The organism is Streptomyces sp. CNZ301 (genome assembly GCF_004217425.1).
Genome location: NZ_SHLG01000001.1, coordinates 2,431,142 through 2,447,608, shown reverse-complemented (window position 1 = coordinate 2,447,608; position 16,467 = coordinate 2,431,142). Strand labels below are relative to the sequence as shown.

Genomic DNA, 16,467 nt, shown 5'->3' with positions numbered 1-16,467 from the left:
GATGCGTCAGACCGGCAGCGGCGATCCCCCGTCCGGCCCGTCCGGGCCGATGCCCAGGAAGCCGGCCGCCGTGGCCCCGACATCCGCAAGCGACGCCGCATCCGGAAGCAGGACGGGGCCCGCGTCGCCGGAGCCCGGACGGTGGACGAGCACCGGCACGAACTCGCGTGTGTGGAAGGCGTGCCCGATCAACGGGTCGTTGCCGTGGTCGGCGGTGACGATCAGCCGGTCGCCGGGACGGTCCAACTCCCGCAGCAGCGCGCCCAGTCCGGCGTCCGCCTCCCTCAGCACCGCGGCGAAGCCCGCGGCGTCCTGCTGGTGCCCGGCCAGATCGGTCTCCTGCACGTTCGCCACCACGAGAGCGGGCGCCCCCACCGCTTCTCCGGTGCGGTGCGCTCGCGCGGCGGCGAGCGTGTGGGCCAGCACTTCCCCGGTCCGTACGGCAGGGCGGCGTACCGCGCTGTCGCAGGCGAGGATGTCCGCCGCCTTCCCGACGAGGGTGACCTCCGCCCCGGCGCGCGCCGCCAGCTCCGGAAGCTGCCTGGTGTGATCCACGGGTGCGCCGAGGTGCTGCACCCGCAGGCCGCCGTTGCGGTAGAAGCCGCTCGCAGGTGTGTCGAGGCCGACGGTGCCGCCGGCGCCGTGCCGTACGAACTCCGGCAGCGGGTTCACGGAACGGCCGCCGACCGCGATGACCCGGGCGACCGGCGCGGCCGCCCGTACCGTACGGGCGACGGCGAGGATCCGCTCGAACGGCTGGTCCTCGAGGCGGGCGGAGACGTTCCAGTTGATGCCGGGGTCGGCCTCCAGGTTGTCGTGCACGAGGATGTCGCCCTCGACCACGAGCAGGGGCTCCCCGCCGAGCGACTCGGCCTCGTACCCGGCCTGTTCGAGCACCGCGGTCACTTCCGCGATGTGCTGGGCGAGTCGGGCCACGGCGACCCGGCTGAAGTCGGCGCCCATCATGGTCTGGTGGCCGGCGTAGGTGTCCGCGCCGTCGTAGCCGAGGCGGGCCCGCCCGGCTGCGACGGGCAGCGCCGTCCCGGCCGCGAGCGCCGGATGCGGACGCAGCAGCCCGAGGCCGAGGTCCTCCAGCGCGGGAAGCCGCAGGTGCCGGCCGTGTTCGGCGCGGTAACGGTCGAGGAGGTGCCCGAGCGTGTCGGCGTCGACGTCTCCCGGCCGCAGCGCACCCGCGTCGGGCATCGCACCGATGCCGAGGCCGTCCAGGACCACGACGACGGTCCTCCCCGTACTCGCTGCCGCGCCCGAACCGGGCCGTGCGGCGCTCACAGGGCCCGCCCCAGAGGGTCGTACAGGCCGGTCAGCCGCGGTTCGCTCGACGAGAGGCCCGCGACGACGGCGACGCTGCTGCGGGTGACGAACATCTGGGTACGGAAGGCAAGAACAGCCGTGTCGCCCGCCGTCACCCGTGCCGCGCCGGGCGGGGGAGGGTCCAGGAGCCGGTAGTAGTCGATGTTCTCCGCCGGCATCTCTTGCACGGGCAGCCGCAGCTCGGTCCGCGGCAGCAGCGCGTCCCTGATGCCGGCGCGGGGATAGAAGCCCCCTCCGAGGAGGGCGGGCCGGCCGTCCGCGAGGGTGTGGGCGATTTCGGTGACGTAGACGTACCCGGGGCGTTCCGGCTGGCCGGGGTCGAGCGCGTGCAGCGGTGTCGTCCCGGTCAGGGCGTGGCCCGGTTCGCCGTGCGTGGCGCCGAGCCGGGCGAGCAGCGGAAGCGCGGCGGCCGAAGTGGCGCCCGGTGCGCTGAGCTTGAGGCCCTGGTGGCCCCGTCTCTCCAGGAGTGCGCGGGCCTCCAGCAGCAGCGTGAAGGTCTCCGTCGGCCGCGGTGCGCCGGTCGACGGATCGCACAGCAGGCACGGAAAGCCTGTGACGCCCGCGATGCGTATGCCCGGCATCGCTTCCGCCTCCTCCGCGAAGGCGTCCACGCCGTCGGGCGGTACACCGCCCTCCTGGCCCGGAAACACCGAGCCGGGGGCGCCCGCGAGCCGCAGCAGCACGTCCTGCACGAATCCCTGCCGCCTCGCCTCGTCGGACACGGCGCGGGCGTTGTCCGTGTCGAAGACGGTGACGGCCTCGGGGCGCCAGGCGAGCATCCCGGGAAGCGCACGCCACGGGATCTGCACCAGGTGACCGATGTTGCCCGGGCGGGCCCCGGCGGCGTGCAGGGCACGGGCCTCCGGCGCGTCGATGGCGGCGGACTGCGGAAGGTGGCGGGCCACGGCAGCGATCAGCTCCGGATTGCGGCCCAGCTGCTTCACGACGAACCACAGGGACAGACCCAGATCCTGGGCCCTCTCGGCGAGCAGCGCCGCGTTGCGTTCCACGGCGTCGCGGTCGACGACGTAGGTGTCCGGCGGTATCGCGCCGTCCCGGTGCAGCGAGGCAGCCGTGTCCGCGAGACCGGGGTTGCGGGCGAGGACGGTGTCGAGGAACAAGATCGGCCCTTCGGGACGGCTGGACGGCGGTGACCGTGGTCTGCGCGCGGTCCGGACGGAGGCCGCGCGGGCGGTCTGTCGCGGACGCATCGGTGTCGGCCGGGGGTCAGGTCCCTCCCGCTCCCGTCCCGTGTGCGGCGTACATGTCCTCCAGCGCGCGGCGGAGGATGTCCAGGACGAGACCGGCCCCCGCCCGCATCGGGTTGATCCGCACCGTCCAGTCGGCCAGCGCGGGTTCGTCGTCGAGGGAGGAGCCGGACACGCGGTAGAACAACGGGGCCACCTCGTAACGCGAGTTGGCCCCGACCGGGTACGGGGCGGCCCCGTACCGCGCCGCGTACGCGGGCAGTTCGCGGGCCAGAGGCCGGTCCAGGCGCACCACCAGTGCGCGGTCCTGCACGTTGGCGAGGCGCACCTCCGCCACTCCGGGAACCTCGCCCGCCTCCAGCCGTTCGGCGATCTCGGTGCCGGTCCGCGACTGCAGGGCCCACATCACCGGTACGTGCGTGAGCGCGCGCAGCGCGTCCAGCGCCTGATGCCCCTGGACCTGGCCCCCGCCCGAGTAGTTGTCCGCGTGCACCCGCCCGACGAGCTGACGGGAGCCGACGACGGCGCCCACGCCTTCGGGGCCGTGCAGTTTGAACAGCGAGAAGCACGAGGCCTCCGCGCCCATCCCGGTTCCGCTCACCGGAACCCGGAAGACCGTGTAGTTGTCGTCGACGACCGTGCGGACGCCGGCCGTCCGGCACAGCTCCAGCACCTCCCGCGGTTCGTAGGAGTCACCGAGGCGCTGCCGGGAGTGCTGGACGTAGGCATAGCGGAACTCCCCGCTCGCCAGGGCGGATTCGAGGGAGGCCCGGTCGTTGAAGTCGGCCTCGTGGGTGCGTACGCCCAGGCCGCGCAGCGTCACGGCCGTGGTGCGGTAGACGGGGGCGCGGTGGATGAGCAGGGGGTCGCCCGCGGCGAGCACCGCGCCGAGGGCACTGCGGATCGCGCCGGTGCCCGCACCCTGCACGAGGGCCGCCGCCTCCGCGCCGAAGAAGTCCGCCAGCACCGCCTCCACGCGGGCGGTCGTGCGCGGCCTGCCCGGCCCCGGCACCACACCGGCGTCCGCCTCGAACAGCTGCGGGCCCTCGAAGTGCCGCGCTGTGCACTCCAGCAGACGGAACTGCGCCTGCACGGCCTCCTCCAGCGGCACGGTGGGCAGCGGAAACGTCGTGGGAAGTCGTGGCGGGCTCATCTCACAGCTCCTCGTCGTCGCGCGTGCCGCCCGTGAGGAAGCGCAGCGGGTTCCTCCGGGTCAGCAGATCGATCAGGGCGTCGTCGGCTCCGGCCGCACGCAGGCGCGGAAGGAAGGAACGGAAGAGGTGGCCGTACCCGGTGCCGCCTTCGCTCGTGAGATAGCCGTACCGCGAGATGTCGCAGCTGAGCAGGACCCGGTCGGCGTGCCCGGCCTCCAGCAGCGCGAGCAGCAGGCGCAGCCGTTCCCCGTCGCTGCGGTAGTTCTCCTTGCCGACGGTGTCGAAGGCGACGTACGCGCCTTCCGCCGCCAGTTCGCGGTGGACCCCCGAGTCGTCCGTCAGGTCCTGGTGGCCGATGCTCACGCGATGCGGCTCCAGGCCCGCCCCGGTGAGCAGTCGGAGCTGTGCGGGGCCGCCCCGTCCGAGCTGGGCGTGTGTCGCGAGTGACAGCCCGGTCGACCTGGCGGCGTGCGCGGCGGCGGTCAGCGTCCGGACCTCCTGTGCACCGGGCACGTCACCGTGGCTGCCGGCCTCGCCGATGACGCCGGGGCGCACGCCCGTACCGCCGATGCCGTCCTCGATCTCACGGACCAGCTTCCCGGCGAGCTCGTCGGCTCCGGCTTCCGCGGCCTCCACCGGGTGGAAGCGTTCGTAGTACCAGCCCGTGCCCGCGACGACGGCGACGCCCGACCCCCGCGAGATCGCGGCGAGCGCCGCGGCGTCGCGGCCCATGCCCAGGCACGTCAGCTCGACGACGAGGCCGAGGCCGAACTCCTCGCGCAGCGCCGCCAGTTCGGCGGTGACGGCCTCGCGGTGGCGGCCGTCCAGCACAGCCGTGGGGTCCCCTCCGCGGGCGAGGTCCAGCGCCAGATGCTCGTGCGCCAGGACCGGCCCGCGCACCCGCGCCGCTTCGAGTGGCCCGGAGACGGTGCGGAGCGACCGCACGGAACGCTGCTCGTACATGGTGCTCGCTTCTGCCTTCCCGGCCGGTGCCCGGACGACCGTTCCCGTCAGCCCTTGACGGGGGTGAACAGGTCCAGCCAGTACAGAAGATTGAGCAGCACACCGCCCACCAGGACGGCGGCCGGTGCGGCCGCCATGCGAACCACGACCCGACCAGTCGCCTCGTTGAGCAGGTAGAGGCCGCCCACGATGAGGATGCCGAGCCCGCCGCCCATGGTGTTGGCCGCGAGCAGCGAGCCGAACAGGATGGCCAGCCACAGGCTCTCGCTGATCGCGTTCCGCAGGTGTTCGGAGGAGTCGCGTACGGACGGCAGCCGGCCCAGCATCCTGCCGATCCACGAGAGGGCGAGCACCTCGACCGCGAAGACGGCCGCACCGGCGAGCAGCGCCAGCCACGGGCTCGGCAGCAGGTAGCCGATGGGGTAGACGAAGGTGAATCCGGCGATCGCGTACGCGCCGGAGGCGAGGGCGGTGGTGGCGATCAGCGGTATGAAGCCGAAGACGCGGTAGAAGTCCACCTGCGCGGCGCCGGAGTAGTCCTCCTTGGCTATGAGGAAGCTCGTCGCCTCCCCGCCGCCGAACACGTGCATCTGCGCCAGGAGGCAGACTCCCGCGCCCAGCAGCATGAACAGCGGCAGATGCTTGCGCAGCCGGGTGGCGCTCGCGCTGAACAGCGACCGCATCGGATCGTCCAGCTCGGCCTCGGTGACTGCCGCGTCCGGTCCGGCCGAGCCGCCCCCGCCCGCCGGATCCCCGCTCTGCGCCTCGGCCGCCTTCTCCTCGCGGTCCGCTCGCCGCTGCCGCAGGTCCTTCGCGGTCGCGAACCCGATGAGCATGACCACGCCCACCGCCATCGCGGCTGCGCCCGGGAAGACGTCGGGCCACAGCTTCATCGTGAGGATCACCAGCGCGAGTTCCACGACGCCCGCGATGCCGCCGCGGAGCTTGCCGAACTGCCTGGTGATCGCGAGCACCGGAAAGAGCGTGAAGAGGAAGAGGATCGGCGTCGCCATCTGCTGCATCGCCGTCAGGAAGTCGACGGGCAGATCGTGCGCGACGTCGTTGGCCCCGTTGAGTCCGAAGACGACGAGTGCGCCCCAGGCGCCGCCCAGCAGGGGAGCGAGCCACTTCTTCGGGGACAGGAGCCCGAGCACGTCGGTCGGGAGGAAGAGCAGCCACGGGTTGAGCACTCCGGTGGACAGCGCCATCGGCGCACCGAGACCGAAGATGAAGCCGGCGGAGAGACCGAAGGAGACCGCCGTGGTGGCGCTGCGGGTGCTGCGTCCCTGGATGAAGTCGAGCATGAACGGACGTACGCCGTCGTTGAAGACGGCCAGCGCCAGGTGGGATATGAGCGCTGTCAGCGCGCACAGGAGGATGACGGTCGTCTTCTGCGTGAGAGAGAAGTCGAGGCTGTGTTCGCCCGCGCTCAGCGCGCCGGCCAGAACGGTGCTCACGGGGTGCTCCTTCGGGTCCGGCGGTCAGCGGTTGTGCGCGGCGATGGCCTGCGCGATGACGGGTGCGGTCTCGGAGATCTGGTCCATGCCGAAGCCGAAGACCTTCTTTCCGTCCTCGAGCAGTGCGGTCACCTCCGCGGCGCTGGGGATGCCGCGCCCGAAGGTGTGGCACGTTCCGCTGCCCAGCACTCCGAGAAGCACCCCGAGGGAGGCCCCCGCGCCGGTGTGGCAGGTGCCGAGGTAGTAGTCGGCCTGCCCCATGCGCAGCTTCATCGCCGCGTCCATGTCGCTGGAGACCGAGATCTCCAGACCGTCGATGCCCAGGTCTCCCAGGGTGTCTGCGACTTGGGCCTTGCCGACCCCTCCGGTGAGGATCTTCGTCATGGCCGGCCTCCGTTCTGCTCTGCGGACGTGGTGTCCGGCACGCTTCCGCGCACGGCCACCGCCGGGTTTCGGGCCGTCAGCACGGCCAGGTGCATGGCCAGATAGGCCGTCTCCGATGCGGGGAGAGCCGCCGTGCCGAGGTCGTGCTCGGCCCGTGCGGCGATCTGCCGTGCCCGGTGCACGGCTTCGGGCCGGTCGGCCAGTTCGGCCGCCATGTGCTCTCGGGCCGCGGGGTCGTCGAGGGACTCACCGTTCATCAGCCGGTTCAGGGCCATCATCAGATGGCTGGTGAGCATGCCGGCGGTCTCCTCGGAGACGGGCAGTCCCGCGCGGTCCAGTTCCCTCAGTTCGCCCTCGACGAAGTCGGCGACTTCCGCGCGCACTTGACCGGTCTCCCGGAACAACTGGATCCGGAGAGCCAGCTTCTCCTCCAGCTTCTCCTCCATGACGCTTCCCTCCGCCGGCACGATCGGCGGCCACGACAATAATCAGGATTCTGCTTTTTGAGGAGACCCGGCGTCGTTCTTTCTCTTTCCGGTGTGCGCCGGTCAGCCGGTACGCAGAGAGCCCGGTACTGAGAGCGCCGGCACGGAAGGCGCCGGTACGGAGAGCACGTGCCGGGCGGGAGGCGGGACGACGGGAAACCGCGAGAAGGCAGGCTCGAAGTGTCAGTACAACGGCACGCGTTCGCCCCGCAGAACCTCGCCCTGTACGTCGGTGACCACCCCGAAGTCCAGTGAGGCCCGTACCGCGTCGAGCGCGGACGACTCCCCGGTCCGTCCGATCAGTGCGGCGCTGGAGTTCCGCGACGCGAGCTCACTGGTGATCTCCTCGTCCAGCGGCAGGACTTCGACGTCCGGGCCCAGGTGATCGCTCACCTCGTCGAGGTTCCAGACGGTGGCGTCGGCCCGGCTCTGCGCGAAGAGCCCCCGCAGCTGCATGTAGGAGGCCTCCACCCACTCGATGTCCTCGCGCCCCGCGAACACCCTTGCCGCCAGCATCCGCAGATCCTCGGACGAGGAGTCGACGGCGACGCGCAGTCCCTCGGTCGCCAGGGGAGTGCCGCGCCGCAGCAGCAGCCCGTGGGATCCCACATACGTCCCGGCCCCCAGGTCGGCGACCAGCTTCACCGGGTGGTCCTCGACGATGCGGTCGGCGGCGAAGCGCGAGAGCACGACCAGATCGGCCTTGCCCTCCAGAAGTGCGCCGAGCCGGGTGGAGGCTCCTCGCATGAAGGTGATGGCGAAGGGCGCTCCGGCCTGCTCGAAGGCGGCCCTGAGTCCGGTGGCCAGACCCTCGTACCGGTGGGAGTACGGCAGGGGCATCGCCGCGAGAAGTGTGCCCAGGCCGGCGAGCCGCCACAGTATGGCGCGGTCGGCGTGCACGAGGAACGTGCCGAGATGGCCGCGGGCCTTCGTCTCGACCGCCCCTGCCTCCTCCAGGAGTTGCAGCCCCGCCTGAACCGTCCCGTTGCCCACCTTCAGGTCGCCGGCGAAGTCGCGCAGCCGCGGAAGACGCGTGTCCGCTTCGTGGTTCAGCAGTAGCGCGGCCAGCTGACGTGCGGCCATGCCGTTCCGCGTGAGGAAACGCTCGTCGGCGCCACTGATCATGCGGCGGATAATATCCAGAATCCTGGATATTGCCAACGAGGGACGGTACGTGATTCTGCTCTCTCCCTGGTCGCGGGGGCCACCCCGGTGCACAAGGCTCAGGGGAATGTCGGTATGGTCACCGAGGTGTACCGATCGCTCCCGACGGGCCTCTCTCGGAGGTACGTCCGGGATGGCCGGGCTGCGCGGGTTCTCCGTACTTCTGTGTGCTCGCCCCGGCTGGAGCGACAGCGTCGCGACTGACCGGTACGTGCAAATTACTTAGGTTGTCCCGGAATCGGAACACTGAGGCGGTCCGACTCGTTGAGCACGACGTGAGCACGACACCACCAGTTCTCGCCGCCGAGCTGGCAGCTGCCTGGGCGGACATTCAGAGGCACCACCCCGAGCTGCCGGACCTGGCCGCGCCCGAATCGCTGATCGGAGAGTCCTCGTCCGCATGCGGCGGCGGGCTCTCTTTCGAGAGGCTTCTGCACGAGGCCGTCCACGGGATCGCCGCCGCGCGCGGTATCAGAGACACCTCCCGTGCCGGTCGCTACCACAACCGCAGATTCCTCGCCGTAGCAGAGGAGTTGGGGCTGTCGCATCCCGACGAGCCGCATGCGAGCAGTGGCTTCTCGCTCGTGACGCCCACTCCCGAGACCAGAAGTCGCTACCGCCCCACGATCGAGCGTCTCCAGCGGGCGCTCAAGGCGTACGACGCCGCGACCGAGGCGGACGGCGGCGGCAGCTTCCGCGGGCCGGCGGCCCGTCACGGCTCCAGCGGCGGTGGCGTGCGCGTCAAGGCCGTCTGCGACTGCGGGCGGAACGTGCGCGTGGTCCCGTCCGTGCTGGCGCAGGCGCCGATCATGTGCGGAGCGTGCGGGAAGCCCTTCAGTATCCCGGACCCCGGGGTGGAGCGCACCGCCTCCTCGGACGCCGGGGTGGAGAGGGTCGAGGCCGTGGCCGCCGTCGGCTGACACCCCGCGAACGCAGGACTGCCGGGGCGGCTTCGCAGCGCGGCCCCGGCAGTTGCGCTGTCCGGCCGGGCGCGGATGCGGGTTCGGCCGGGCGCGTCGTCTGTGGCATCATGGTGCGCTGTACTCGACAGTCGCACGGGACCCCTCTCTCCTTCGACTGACGCGTCCATCGGACCTCCGGGTACCGCAACCCCACGTGGCCACCCGTTTGTGTCCACCCACGTCAAGACCAGGAGACACCACAGAAGTGGCAGTCAAGATCAAGCTGAAGCGACTGGGAAAGATCCGCTCGCCGCACTACCGCATCATCGTCGCCGACTCCCGTACGCGCCGTGACGGCCGTGCCATCGAGGAGATCGGCCTCTACCACCCGGTGCAGAACCCTTCGCGCATCGAGGTCGACTCCGAGCGCGTCCAGTACTGGCTGGGCGTCGGCGCGCAGCCGACCGAGCCCGTCGCGGCGATCCTCAAGGTCACCGGTGACTGGCAGAAGTTCAAGGGCCTGCCGGCTCCGGAGCCGATGAAGGTCGCCGAGCCGAAGCCCGACAAGAAGGCCCTCTTCGAGGCCGCGGCGAAGGAGTCCGCGAACGAGCCCAAGGGTGAGGCCATCACCCAGAAGGCGAAGAAGGCCGACAAGAAGGCGGACGAGGCAGCCAAGGCCGAGTCCTCCGACGAGTCGACCGGGGCCTGATCATGCTCGAGGAGGCCCTCGAGCACTTGGTGAAGGGCATCGTCGACAATCCGGACGAGGTGCAGGTCGAATCACGCACCTTGCGCCGTGGGCGGGTGCTCGAGGTCCGGGTGCATCCCGACGACCTCGGCAAGGTGATCGGCCGCAGCGGCCGCACGGCGCGTGCTCTGCGTACGGTCGTGAGCGCACTGGGCGGTCGTGGCGTCCGCGTCGACCTCGTCGACGTGGACCAGGTCCGCTGACCCCCGCACAAGAGAGCACCGGCACGGGCCGGGGACGGCATTCGCCGGCCCCGGCCCGTGTTCGCTTCCGGGTACCGCGCCAACGGTCCGCACCGGGGCGCCAGCAGCAGGCCGAATCAGGCCGAGTCAGGTCGAGCACGGAGAAACACAGTGCAGCTAGTCGTCGCACGCATCGGCCGCGCCCACGGCATCAAGGGCGAGGTCACCGTCGAAGTGCGCACGGACGAGCCGGAGTCGAGGCTTGCTCCGGGCGCCGTGCTCGCCACCGACCCGCCCCGTCCCCAGCCGCTGATCATCGAGCGCGGCCGTGTGCACAGCGGACGGCTGCTGCTGCGGTTCGAGGGAGTCCAGGACCGCGGTGCGGCGGAGGCTCTGCGCAACACCCTCCTCATCGCCGAGGTCGACCCCGACGAACAGCCCGACGACCCGGAGGAGTTCTACGACCACCAGCTCGTCGACCTCGATGTGGTCACCCGCGACGGTGCGCCCGTCGGCCGGGTCGAGGAGGTCGCGCACCCGCCGGGCCAGGACCTTCTGGTGGTCAGGCGGGAGGACGGCAGCGAGGCGCTGATCCCGTTCGTCACCGAAATCGTCCCCGAGGTGGATCTCGACGCGCAGCGGATCGTCGTCGAGCCGCCGCCGGGACTGCTGGAGGAACGCGGCGGCGGCAGCGGGAAGGCGCAGGGCGAGAGGGAGGACGGCGGACGGTGAGGATCGACGTCGTCACCATCTTCCCGGAGTACCTGGAGCCGCTGAACGTCTCCCTCGTCGGCAAGGCCCGGGCCCGTGGCCTGCTCGACGTCCACGTGCACGATCTGCGCCGCTGGACGCACGACAGGCACCACACCGTCGACGACACCCCCTACGGGGGCGGGCCGGGCATGGTCATGAAGCCGGAACCGTGGGGCGAGGCGCTCGACGAGATCATCGGTGACGCCGACCCGGCACCCGTGCTGGTCGTTCCGACTCCCAGCGGCCGCCCCTTCGACCAGAAGCTGGCCGTGGAGCTGTCCGCCGCACCATGGCTCGTCTTCACGCCCGCCCGGTACGAGGGCATCGACCGCCGGGTCATCGACGAGTACGCCTCGCGGCTGGACGTGCGCGAGGTCTCCGTCGGCGACTACGTCCTGGCCGGCGGCGAAGCGCCCGTCCTGGTCATGGTGGAGGCGGTCGCACGCCTGCTGCCCGGCGTGCTCGGCAACGCCGAGTCCCACCAGGACGACTCGTTCGCGGCCGGGCCGATGGCCCATCTGCTGGAGGGTCCGGTCTACACGAAGCCACCGCTGTGGCGGGACCGTGGCATCCCGGACGTGCTGCTCAGCGGGCACCACGGCCGGATCGCCCGCTGGCGCAGGGACCAGGCACTCGCCCGCACGGCCGCGAACCGGCCCGATCTCATCGCCCGTTGCGAACCGGCCTCGCTCGACAAGCACGACCGTGCGGAGCTGGAGCGTCTGGGCTGGAGCGAGGGCCCGGACGGCCGATTTTGGCCGACCGGGCAGCACGTGGAAGAATAGGCGGCTGCTCCGTACCCGGCGCGCGACCCTGCCACAGGGGGACCGACGCCCGCACGGGAGCGGCGCTCTCCAGTCAGCATCACGATCATTCCGCTGATGACCTGTGGCATCAGCGAGGAAAGCAGACGGTCATGTCTCAGCTTCTCGAAAACCTCGACGCGGCTTCGCTGCGCGACAACGTTCCGGCCTTCCGCCCCGGCGACACGGTCAACGTGCACGTGCGCGTCATCGAGGGCAACCGCTCGCGTGTCCAGCAGTTCAAGGGCGTCGTCATCCGCCGCCAGGGCGGCGGTGTGCGCGAGACCTTCACCGTCCGCAAGGTCAGCTTCGGTGTCGGCGTCGAGCGCACCTTCCCGGTCCACACCCCGATCGTCGAGAAGATCGAGGTCGTCACCCGTGGTGACGTGCGGCGTGCGAAGCTTTACTACCTGCGCGAGCTCCGCGGCAAGGCCGCCAAGATCAAGGAGAAGCGCGAGAACTGATCGAGCTGTCCGAGGTCCGGCGGGCGACTAGGCTTTCGGCCCGATGGACAGCGAGACGCAGTGCGACGAAGCGGAGCGGGACCGCTCCTCCGGCCCGGACGGGCAGACGCGGAGGGGCTGGTCACGCTCCGCTCGCTTGTGCGCAGTTGCTGCGTCGCTGCTCAGCGTGCCCTTGCTGGTCAGCGTGTTCGTGGTGCAGCCTTTTTTGATCCCTTCTGCATCAATGACCCCCACGCTGGAGGTCGGTGACCGGATACTGGTGAACAAGCTTGCCTATCGGATCGGCAACTCTCCGGGGCGTGGAGACGTTGTGGTCTTTGACGGCAGGGGTTCGTTCAGGGACGAGGAGGAGTCGGACGGGAATCCGGTGACCGGCCTGTTGCGAGAGGCCGGTGCTGCGGTCGGCCTGGTCAGGCCGTCCGAAACGGACTACGTCAAGCGTGTGATCGGCGTCGGCGGGGATCGGGTCCGGTGCTGCGATGAGCGCGGAAGGATCGAGGTGAACGGTGTTCCGCTGGACGAGGACTACCTGCATGACGGTGACGACCCGTCAGCCGTGCCGTTCGATATCGAAGTGCCGCAAGGGCGGTTGTGGGTGATGGGAGATCACCGCTCCGACTCCAGCGACTCGCGGGACCACCTCGGTGACGCCGGCGGTGGCACCGTTCCCGTGGAGCGCGTGATCGGGCGGGCCGACCGCATCGCATGGCCGATGGAACGCTGGGGAGCGGTCCACGGCAGAGGGGGAGGTGCCCATGAGTGACCGGGCGGGTCCCTCCCGCAACGGGCCCTACGACTACGGCGTACCGAGCGACTACGACGACGATCCGTACAGCGGACCGGGCCGCAACGGCTCCAACGGTCAGAACGGCTACGGCAGTTCCAACGGGTACGGCAGCTCAAACGGCTATGGCGGGCAGGGTAACGGCTACGGGGGAGCGCCGGATCCGGGTTTCAACGGCCGCAACGGCGGCCCCGACGGCTCCGATTACTACTCCGGCAACTACGACTACAGCGAGCCGTTCGAATACTTCGGCAGCCCGCAGGCCCGTTCGAACGGCGGCGGCAACCGCTATGGCGTCCCCGCCGGTACGGCGCCCGGCCCCACGCAGCCACCGGCGAAGTTCCCGGGGCCGAACGGCCCGTTCCCGCCGCCCCAGGTGAGCTCGGACGAGACCATGCGGCTCAGCGCCTACTCGGCGCGGCTGATGGATCTGCCCGGCCGTGAGTCCAGGGACGAGAGACTCGGCATTCCGCCCGGCCCGAGCGGCGGAAGGGCGGAGCGCCGGCGTGCGGCAAAGCGCGTCAAGCGGCGCAGACGTCTGTCCGTCACGAAGGAGATACCGATTCTCGTCGGTGTCGCCTTGTTCATCGCCCTGGTCCTCAAGACGTTCCTGGTCCAGGCGTTCGTGATTCCCTCCGGCTCCATGGAGCAGACGATCCGCATCGGCGACCGCGTCCTGGTCGACAAGCTGACGCCGTGGTTCGGTACGAAGGCGGAGCGCGGCGACGTCGTCGTCTTCGAGGACCCCGGCGGCTGGCTCCCGGCGAGCGAGAAGAAGCGCAAGGACGACCCCGTCGTCATCAAGCAGGGCAAGGACTTCCTGACCTTCATCGGTCTGCTTCCGTCCGACGACGAGCAGGACCTGATCAAACGTGTCATCGCGGTCGGCGGCGACGAGGTCAAGTGCTGCAACGCGCAAGGCAAAGTGACCGTGAACGGCAAGCCGATCGAGGAGCCGTACATCAATCCGGGCAACAAGCCTTCGGAGATCAAGTTCGACGTGAGAGTGCCGGTCGGCCGCGTGTTCGTCATGGGCGACCACCGCGCCAACTCCGCCGACTCCAGGTTCCATCTGCGTGAGCAGGGCGGCACCGTCCCCGAGGGACGGGTGCAGGGCCGGGCGGTTGTGATCGCGTGGCCGTTCGCCCACTGGGGCAAGCTGGAGGCCTCGGACTCGTTCAGCGCCGTGCCCGGCGCCGCGGGCGGTTCAGCTGCTGCTCCGCCGATCGGGGAGGGTGACAACCGACTGACGCAATATCCGATCCCTGCGGAACTCCCGCTCGTTATGGGAGTGGTGGGCCTGTCCCGGATGTGGAACAGGCGGCAGTGGATCGTGAGGAGTGATTGTGGGGGACTTGGCGGTCGGCGCTCGTTCCGGTTCCGGAGAGAACGAGGGCGAGAGCGGCACGGAGACCAGAAGCCCTGAGGCATCCGCATCCGTGTCCGCTTCGGGGCCCGGGGCACAGAGCGCGGCGCGGGATGCGCCGCCGACCGCAGAGAAAGGCAGTGACATCAGCGTGAGCACGGGTGCGGAAGACGGCACCACAAGTGATCACACGCCGGACAGCCACCACAGGCAGCAGCGGTCGTTCTTCAAGGAGTTGCCGATCCTCGTCGGCATCGCCCTGATCCTTGCGCTGCTGATCAAGACGTTCCTCGTCCAGGCGTTCTCCATTCCGTCGAACTCGATGCAGAACACACTGCAGGTCGGGGACAGGGTGCTGGTCGACAAGCTCACCCCCTGGTTCGGTTCGGAACCGGAACGGGGAGAGGTCGTCGTCTTCCACGACCCGGGCGGCTGGCTGAACGAGGCGCCGGTGCCGCAGCCGAGCGGGGTGGGCGGTGCCGTCCAGACCGTGCTGAGCGCCATCGGCCTCATGCCTTCCGCTGACGAGCAGGACCTGATCAAGCGCGTCATCGCCGTCGGCGGCGACAGGGTCGAGTGCAAGCGCGGCGGCCCGGTGGAGATCAACGGCAAGGCGCTCGAGGAGCCCTATCTCTTCCCCGGGAACACCCCGTGCGACGACAAGCCGTTCGGCCCCGTCGAGGTGCCCGTGGGCAAGATGTGGGTCATGGGCGACCACCGTCAGGATTCCCTGGACTCGCGCTTCCACCGGAAGGTGGACAACGGCATGATCCCCACGGACAGGGTCGTCGGACGCGCCATCGTGGTGGCCTGGCCGGTCACGCGGTGGTCGGGGCTGCCGGTGCCCGACACCTTCGACCAGAAGGGCCTCGCCTCGAAGGCCGCGGACGCGGCGCCCGCGGCCGCCGGTCTCGCCGGTGCGGTGCCGCTCGTCCTGTGGCGGCGCAGGCGGCGGGCGTCCCGTGCGGCGGCCGAGTGCTCCGTCAACCGCTGACCTCCCCCCGTACTCAGGCCTCTCTACCCCGGGTAAGGTGCGCGCAGACCGAAGCGGCGAGCTGACCGGGAGTGCAGGGATGACCAAGTCTGGACGTACTGGAGCAAGTCGCGGGCGCTTCGGACAGGCACTCTCGGGGATCGCCGTGGCGATCGGCTGCGTGCTCTTCCTCGGGGCCTTCGTGATGGGTGCCGTTCTGTACCAGCCCTACACGGTGCCGACGGATTCCATGGACCCGACAGTCAAGGCCGGTGACCGTGTGCTCGCGGAGCGGATAGACGGTGAGGATGTCCGCCGCGGTGACGTCATCGTCTTCCAGGACTCGGTGTGGGGCTCGGTCCCGATGGTCAAGCGGGTCGTGGGCACCGGCGGAGACAAGGTCGAGTGCTGCGACAAGCAGGGCCGGCTCTCGGTCAACGGGAAGACCCTCCAGGAGTCGTATCTGAAGAGCAACGGCGCCGACTCCCAGCCCCCCTTCAAGGCGACGAAGGTGCCCGACGGCAAGCTGTTCCTGCTCGGCGACCACCGGATGGAGTCGGTCGACTCCCGCGTCCACCTCGAGGACGGCGACCACGGGGCGGTTCCGCGATCCGCCGTGAAGGCGCGGGTGGACGCCGTCGCCTGGCCCATGAGCGGTCTGGGGATGCTCGCGCGGCCCGGCGACTTCTCGGCGCTGCCGGGCGGGACGTCGGACCCGGGTCCGCTCGAGCCGCTGATCGTCGCCGTTGTCGCGGGTGCGGCGCTGATCCTCGGCGGCGCAGCGTACGGCCCGATCGCGCGGCGGGCCGGACGGGGCACTCGCGGCTGACGCACAATGGGGGCACGCACGGCTGAAGGGGAACATGCCATGAGCGCCGAGGACCTCGAGAAGTACGAGACCGAGATGGAGCTGAAGCTCTACCGGGAGTACAGGGACGTCGTCGGCCTTTTCAAGTACGTGATCGAGACGGACCGGCGGTTCTACCTCACCAACGACTACGAGATGCAGGTGCACTCAGCTCAGGGTGAGGTCTTCTTCGAGGTCTCCATGGCAGATGCATGGGTGTGGGACATGTACCGTCCCGCCCGGTTCGTCAAGCAGGTGCGGGTCCTGACATTCAAGGACGTGAACATCGAGGAGCTGAACAAGAGCGATCTCGATCTGCCCGAGAACTCCGGTTTCAAGGGCTGACCGCCTCCCAGCGCCTGTCCCGCGCATCCGTCACCCATGCCGGCTTTGTTCACAGGTGGACCGCGCTTTCGCGCGCGCCGAGCCCGATTCCAGGGGCGTCGTCGTCTCCGTGAGAGTGACGGCTTTGTCCACAGTCCACCGGTTGTCCCCGGA

The 16,467-nt window shown here is 70.3% G+C and carries 19 protein-coding genes; 11 read left to right on the top strand and 8 right to left on the bottom strand.

Features of this window, described 5'->3' with window-relative positions; genetic code table 11:
* Positions 1–6: 6 nt before the first annotated feature.
* From EV375_RS10505 to yhfZ, 8 genes are all read right to left on the bottom strand, one after another.
* Positions 7–1,290, bottom strand: coding sequence for a phosphopentomutase (locus EV375_RS10505; protein ID WP_486588400.1), 1,284 nt, complete (start codon positions 1,288–1,290; stop codon positions 7–9).
* Positions 1,287–2,453, bottom strand: coding sequence for an alanine racemase (locus tag EV375_RS10500; protein ID WP_130299210.1), 1,167 nt, complete (start codon positions 2,451–2,453; stop codon positions 1,287–1,289). The genes EV375_RS10505 and EV375_RS10500 overlap by 4 nt, the downstream gene beginning before the upstream one ends.
* Positions 2,454–2,559: 106 nt before the next feature.
* The gene (locus EV375_RS10495) at positions 2,560–3,693 is read right to left on the bottom strand and encodes an aminotransferase class V-fold PLP-dependent enzyme (RefSeq protein ID WP_130299209.1); all 1,134 of its coding nucleotides are present in this window, start codon (positions 3,691–3,693) and stop codon (positions 2,560–2,562) included.
* 1 nt (position 3,694) lies between these two features.
* Positions 3,695–4,657, bottom strand: a complete 963-nt coding sequence (locus tag EV375_RS10490; RefSeq protein ID WP_130299208.1) for a phosphotriesterase family protein — start codon at positions 4,655–4,657, stop codon at positions 3,695–3,697.
* A gap of 47 nt (positions 4,658–4,704) precedes the next feature.
* Positions 4,705–6,102 (bottom strand): YhfT family protein, encoded by a 1,398-nt coding sequence (locus EV375_RS10485; RefSeq protein ID WP_130301748.1) that lies wholly within the window; start codon positions 6,100–6,102, stop codon positions 4,705–4,707.
* Positions 6,103–6,138: 36 nt separating this feature from the next.
* The gene (locus EV375_RS10480; protein ID WP_130299207.1) at positions 6,139–6,498 is read right to left on the bottom strand and encodes a DUF2620 domain-containing protein; all 360 of its coding nucleotides are present in this window, start codon (positions 6,496–6,498) and stop codon (positions 6,139–6,141) included.
* On the bottom strand, positions 6,495–6,932 hold the full coding sequence (locus EV375_RS10475) for a PRD domain-containing protein (RefSeq protein ID WP_130301747.1): 438 nt from the start codon (positions 6,930–6,932) through the stop codon (positions 6,495–6,497). The genes EV375_RS10480 and EV375_RS10475 overlap by 4 nt, the downstream gene beginning before the upstream one ends.
* 234 nt (positions 6,933–7,166) lie before the next feature.
* Positions 7,167–8,108 (bottom strand): helix-turn-helix transcriptional regulator, encoded by a 942-nt coding sequence (gene yhfZ / locus EV375_RS10470; protein WP_486588399.1) that lies wholly within the window; start codon positions 8,106–8,108, stop codon positions 7,167–7,169.
* 314 nt (positions 8,109–8,422) lie between these two features.
* Between yhfZ and EV375_RS10465 the strand changes: the two genes are divergently transcribed.
* The 11 genes from EV375_RS10465 to EV375_RS10415 all read left to right on the top strand — a co-directional run bounded on the left by EV375_RS10465 (position 8,423) and on the right by EV375_RS10415 (position 16,314).
* On the top strand, positions 8,423–9,067 hold the full coding sequence (locus EV375_RS10465) for a hypothetical protein (protein WP_486588398.1): 645 nt from the start codon (positions 8,423–8,425) through the stop codon (positions 9,065–9,067).
* A gap of 247 nt (positions 9,068–9,314) precedes the next feature.
* Positions 9,315–9,758, top strand: a complete 444-nt coding sequence (gene rpsP, locus EV375_RS10460; RefSeq protein WP_130299206.1) for a 30S ribosomal protein S16 — start codon at positions 9,315–9,317, stop codon at positions 9,756–9,758.
* A 2-nt stretch (positions 9,759–9,760) separates the two neighbouring features.
* Complete coding sequence (locus tag EV375_RS10455; protein WP_028435408.1) at positions 9,761–10,000, top strand: RNA-binding protein; 240 nt, start codon at positions 9,761–9,763, stop codon at positions 9,998–10,000.
* A 150-nt stretch (positions 10,001–10,150) separates the two neighbouring features.
* Complete coding sequence (rimM, locus tag EV375_RS10450) at positions 10,151–10,711, top strand: ribosome maturation factor RimM (RefSeq protein ID WP_130299205.1); 561 nt, start codon at positions 10,151–10,153, stop codon at positions 10,709–10,711.
* Positions 10,708–11,517 (top strand): tRNA (guanosine(37)-N1)-methyltransferase TrmD, encoded by an 810-nt coding sequence (gene trmD / locus EV375_RS10445; RefSeq protein WP_130299204.1) that lies wholly within the window; start codon positions 10,708–10,710, stop codon positions 11,515–11,517. Before rimM ends, trmD begins: the two co-directional genes overlap by 4 nt.
* A 131-nt stretch (positions 11,518–11,648) precedes the next feature.
* Positions 11,649–11,999: a 50S ribosomal protein L19 gene (gene rplS, locus EV375_RS10440; protein ID WP_055486343.1), complete on the top strand. Its 351-nt coding sequence runs from the start codon at positions 11,649–11,651 to the stop codon at positions 11,997–11,999.
* A gap of 43 nt (positions 12,000–12,042) precedes the next feature.
* On the top strand, positions 12,043–12,762 hold the full coding sequence (gene lepB / locus EV375_RS10435) for a signal peptidase I (RefSeq protein WP_130299203.1): 720 nt from the start codon (positions 12,043–12,045) through the stop codon (positions 12,760–12,762).
* Positions 12,755–14,209 carry a signal peptidase I gene (gene lepB, locus EV375_RS10430; RefSeq protein WP_130299202.1) on the top strand — a complete coding sequence of 485 codons (1,455 nt, stop codon included), beginning with the start codon at positions 12,755–12,757 and terminating at the stop codon, positions 14,207–14,209. The genes lepB (EV375_RS10435) and lepB (EV375_RS10430) overlap by 8 nt, the downstream gene beginning before the upstream one ends.
* Positions 14,130–15,143 (top strand): signal peptidase I, encoded by a 1,014-nt coding sequence (gene lepB / locus EV375_RS10425; RefSeq protein ID WP_130299201.1) that lies wholly within the window; start codon positions 14,130–14,132, stop codon positions 15,141–15,143. The genes lepB (EV375_RS10430) and lepB (EV375_RS10425) overlap by 80 nt, the downstream gene beginning before the upstream one ends.
* 79 nt (positions 15,144–15,222) lie before the next feature.
* Positions 15,223–15,951, top strand: a complete 729-nt coding sequence (gene lepB / locus EV375_RS10420; protein WP_130299200.1) for a signal peptidase I — start codon at positions 15,223–15,225, stop codon at positions 15,949–15,951.
* 39 nt (positions 15,952–15,990) lie between these two features.
* Entirely contained in the window at positions 15,991–16,314 is a 324-nt protein-coding gene (locus EV375_RS10415) for a DUF2469 domain-containing protein (protein WP_055486339.1), read from the top strand.
* The last annotated feature ends 153 nt before the right edge of the window (positions 16,315–16,467 follow it).

Bases quoted from the DNA above. Each gene is read 5' to 3' on its own strand.
- EV375_RS10495 (WP_130299209.1), bottom strand. From the start codon at position 3,693: ATGAGCCCGCCACGACTTCCCACGACGTTTCCGCTGCCCACCGTGCCG.
- EV375_RS10490 (WP_130299208.1), bottom strand. From the start codon at position 4,657: ATGTACGAGCAGCGTTCCGTGCGGTCGCTCCGCACCGTCTCCGGGCCA.
- EV375_RS10480 (WP_130299207.1), bottom strand. From the start codon at position 6,498: ATGACGAAGATCCTCACCGGAGGGGTCGGCAAGGCCCAAGTCGCAGAC.
- yhfZ (WP_486588399.1), bottom strand. From the start codon at position 8,108: ATGATCAGTGGCGCCGACGAGCGTTTCCTCACGCGGAACGGCATGGCC.
- EV375_RS10455 (WP_028435408.1), top strand. From the start codon at position 9,761: ATGCTCGAGGAGGCCCTCGAGCACTTGGTGAAGGGCATCGTCGACAAT.
- rplS (WP_055486343.1), top strand. From the start codon at position 11,649: ATGTCTCAGCTTCTCGAAAACCTCGACGCGGCTTCGCTGCGCGACAAC.
- lepB (WP_130299203.1), top strand. From the start codon at position 12,043: ATGGACAGCGAGACGCAGTGCGACGAAGCGGAGCGGGACCGCTCCTCC.
- lepB (WP_130299202.1), top strand. From the start codon at position 12,755: ATGAGTGACCGGGCGGGTCCCTCCCGCAACGGGCCCTACGACTACGGC.
- lepB (WP_130299200.1), top strand. From the start codon at position 15,223: ATGACCAAGTCTGGACGTACTGGAGCAAGTCGCGGGCGCTTCGGACAG.
- EV375_RS10415 (WP_055486339.1), top strand. From the start codon at position 15,991: ATGAGCGCCGAGGACCTCGAGAAGTACGAGACCGAGATGGAGCTGAAG.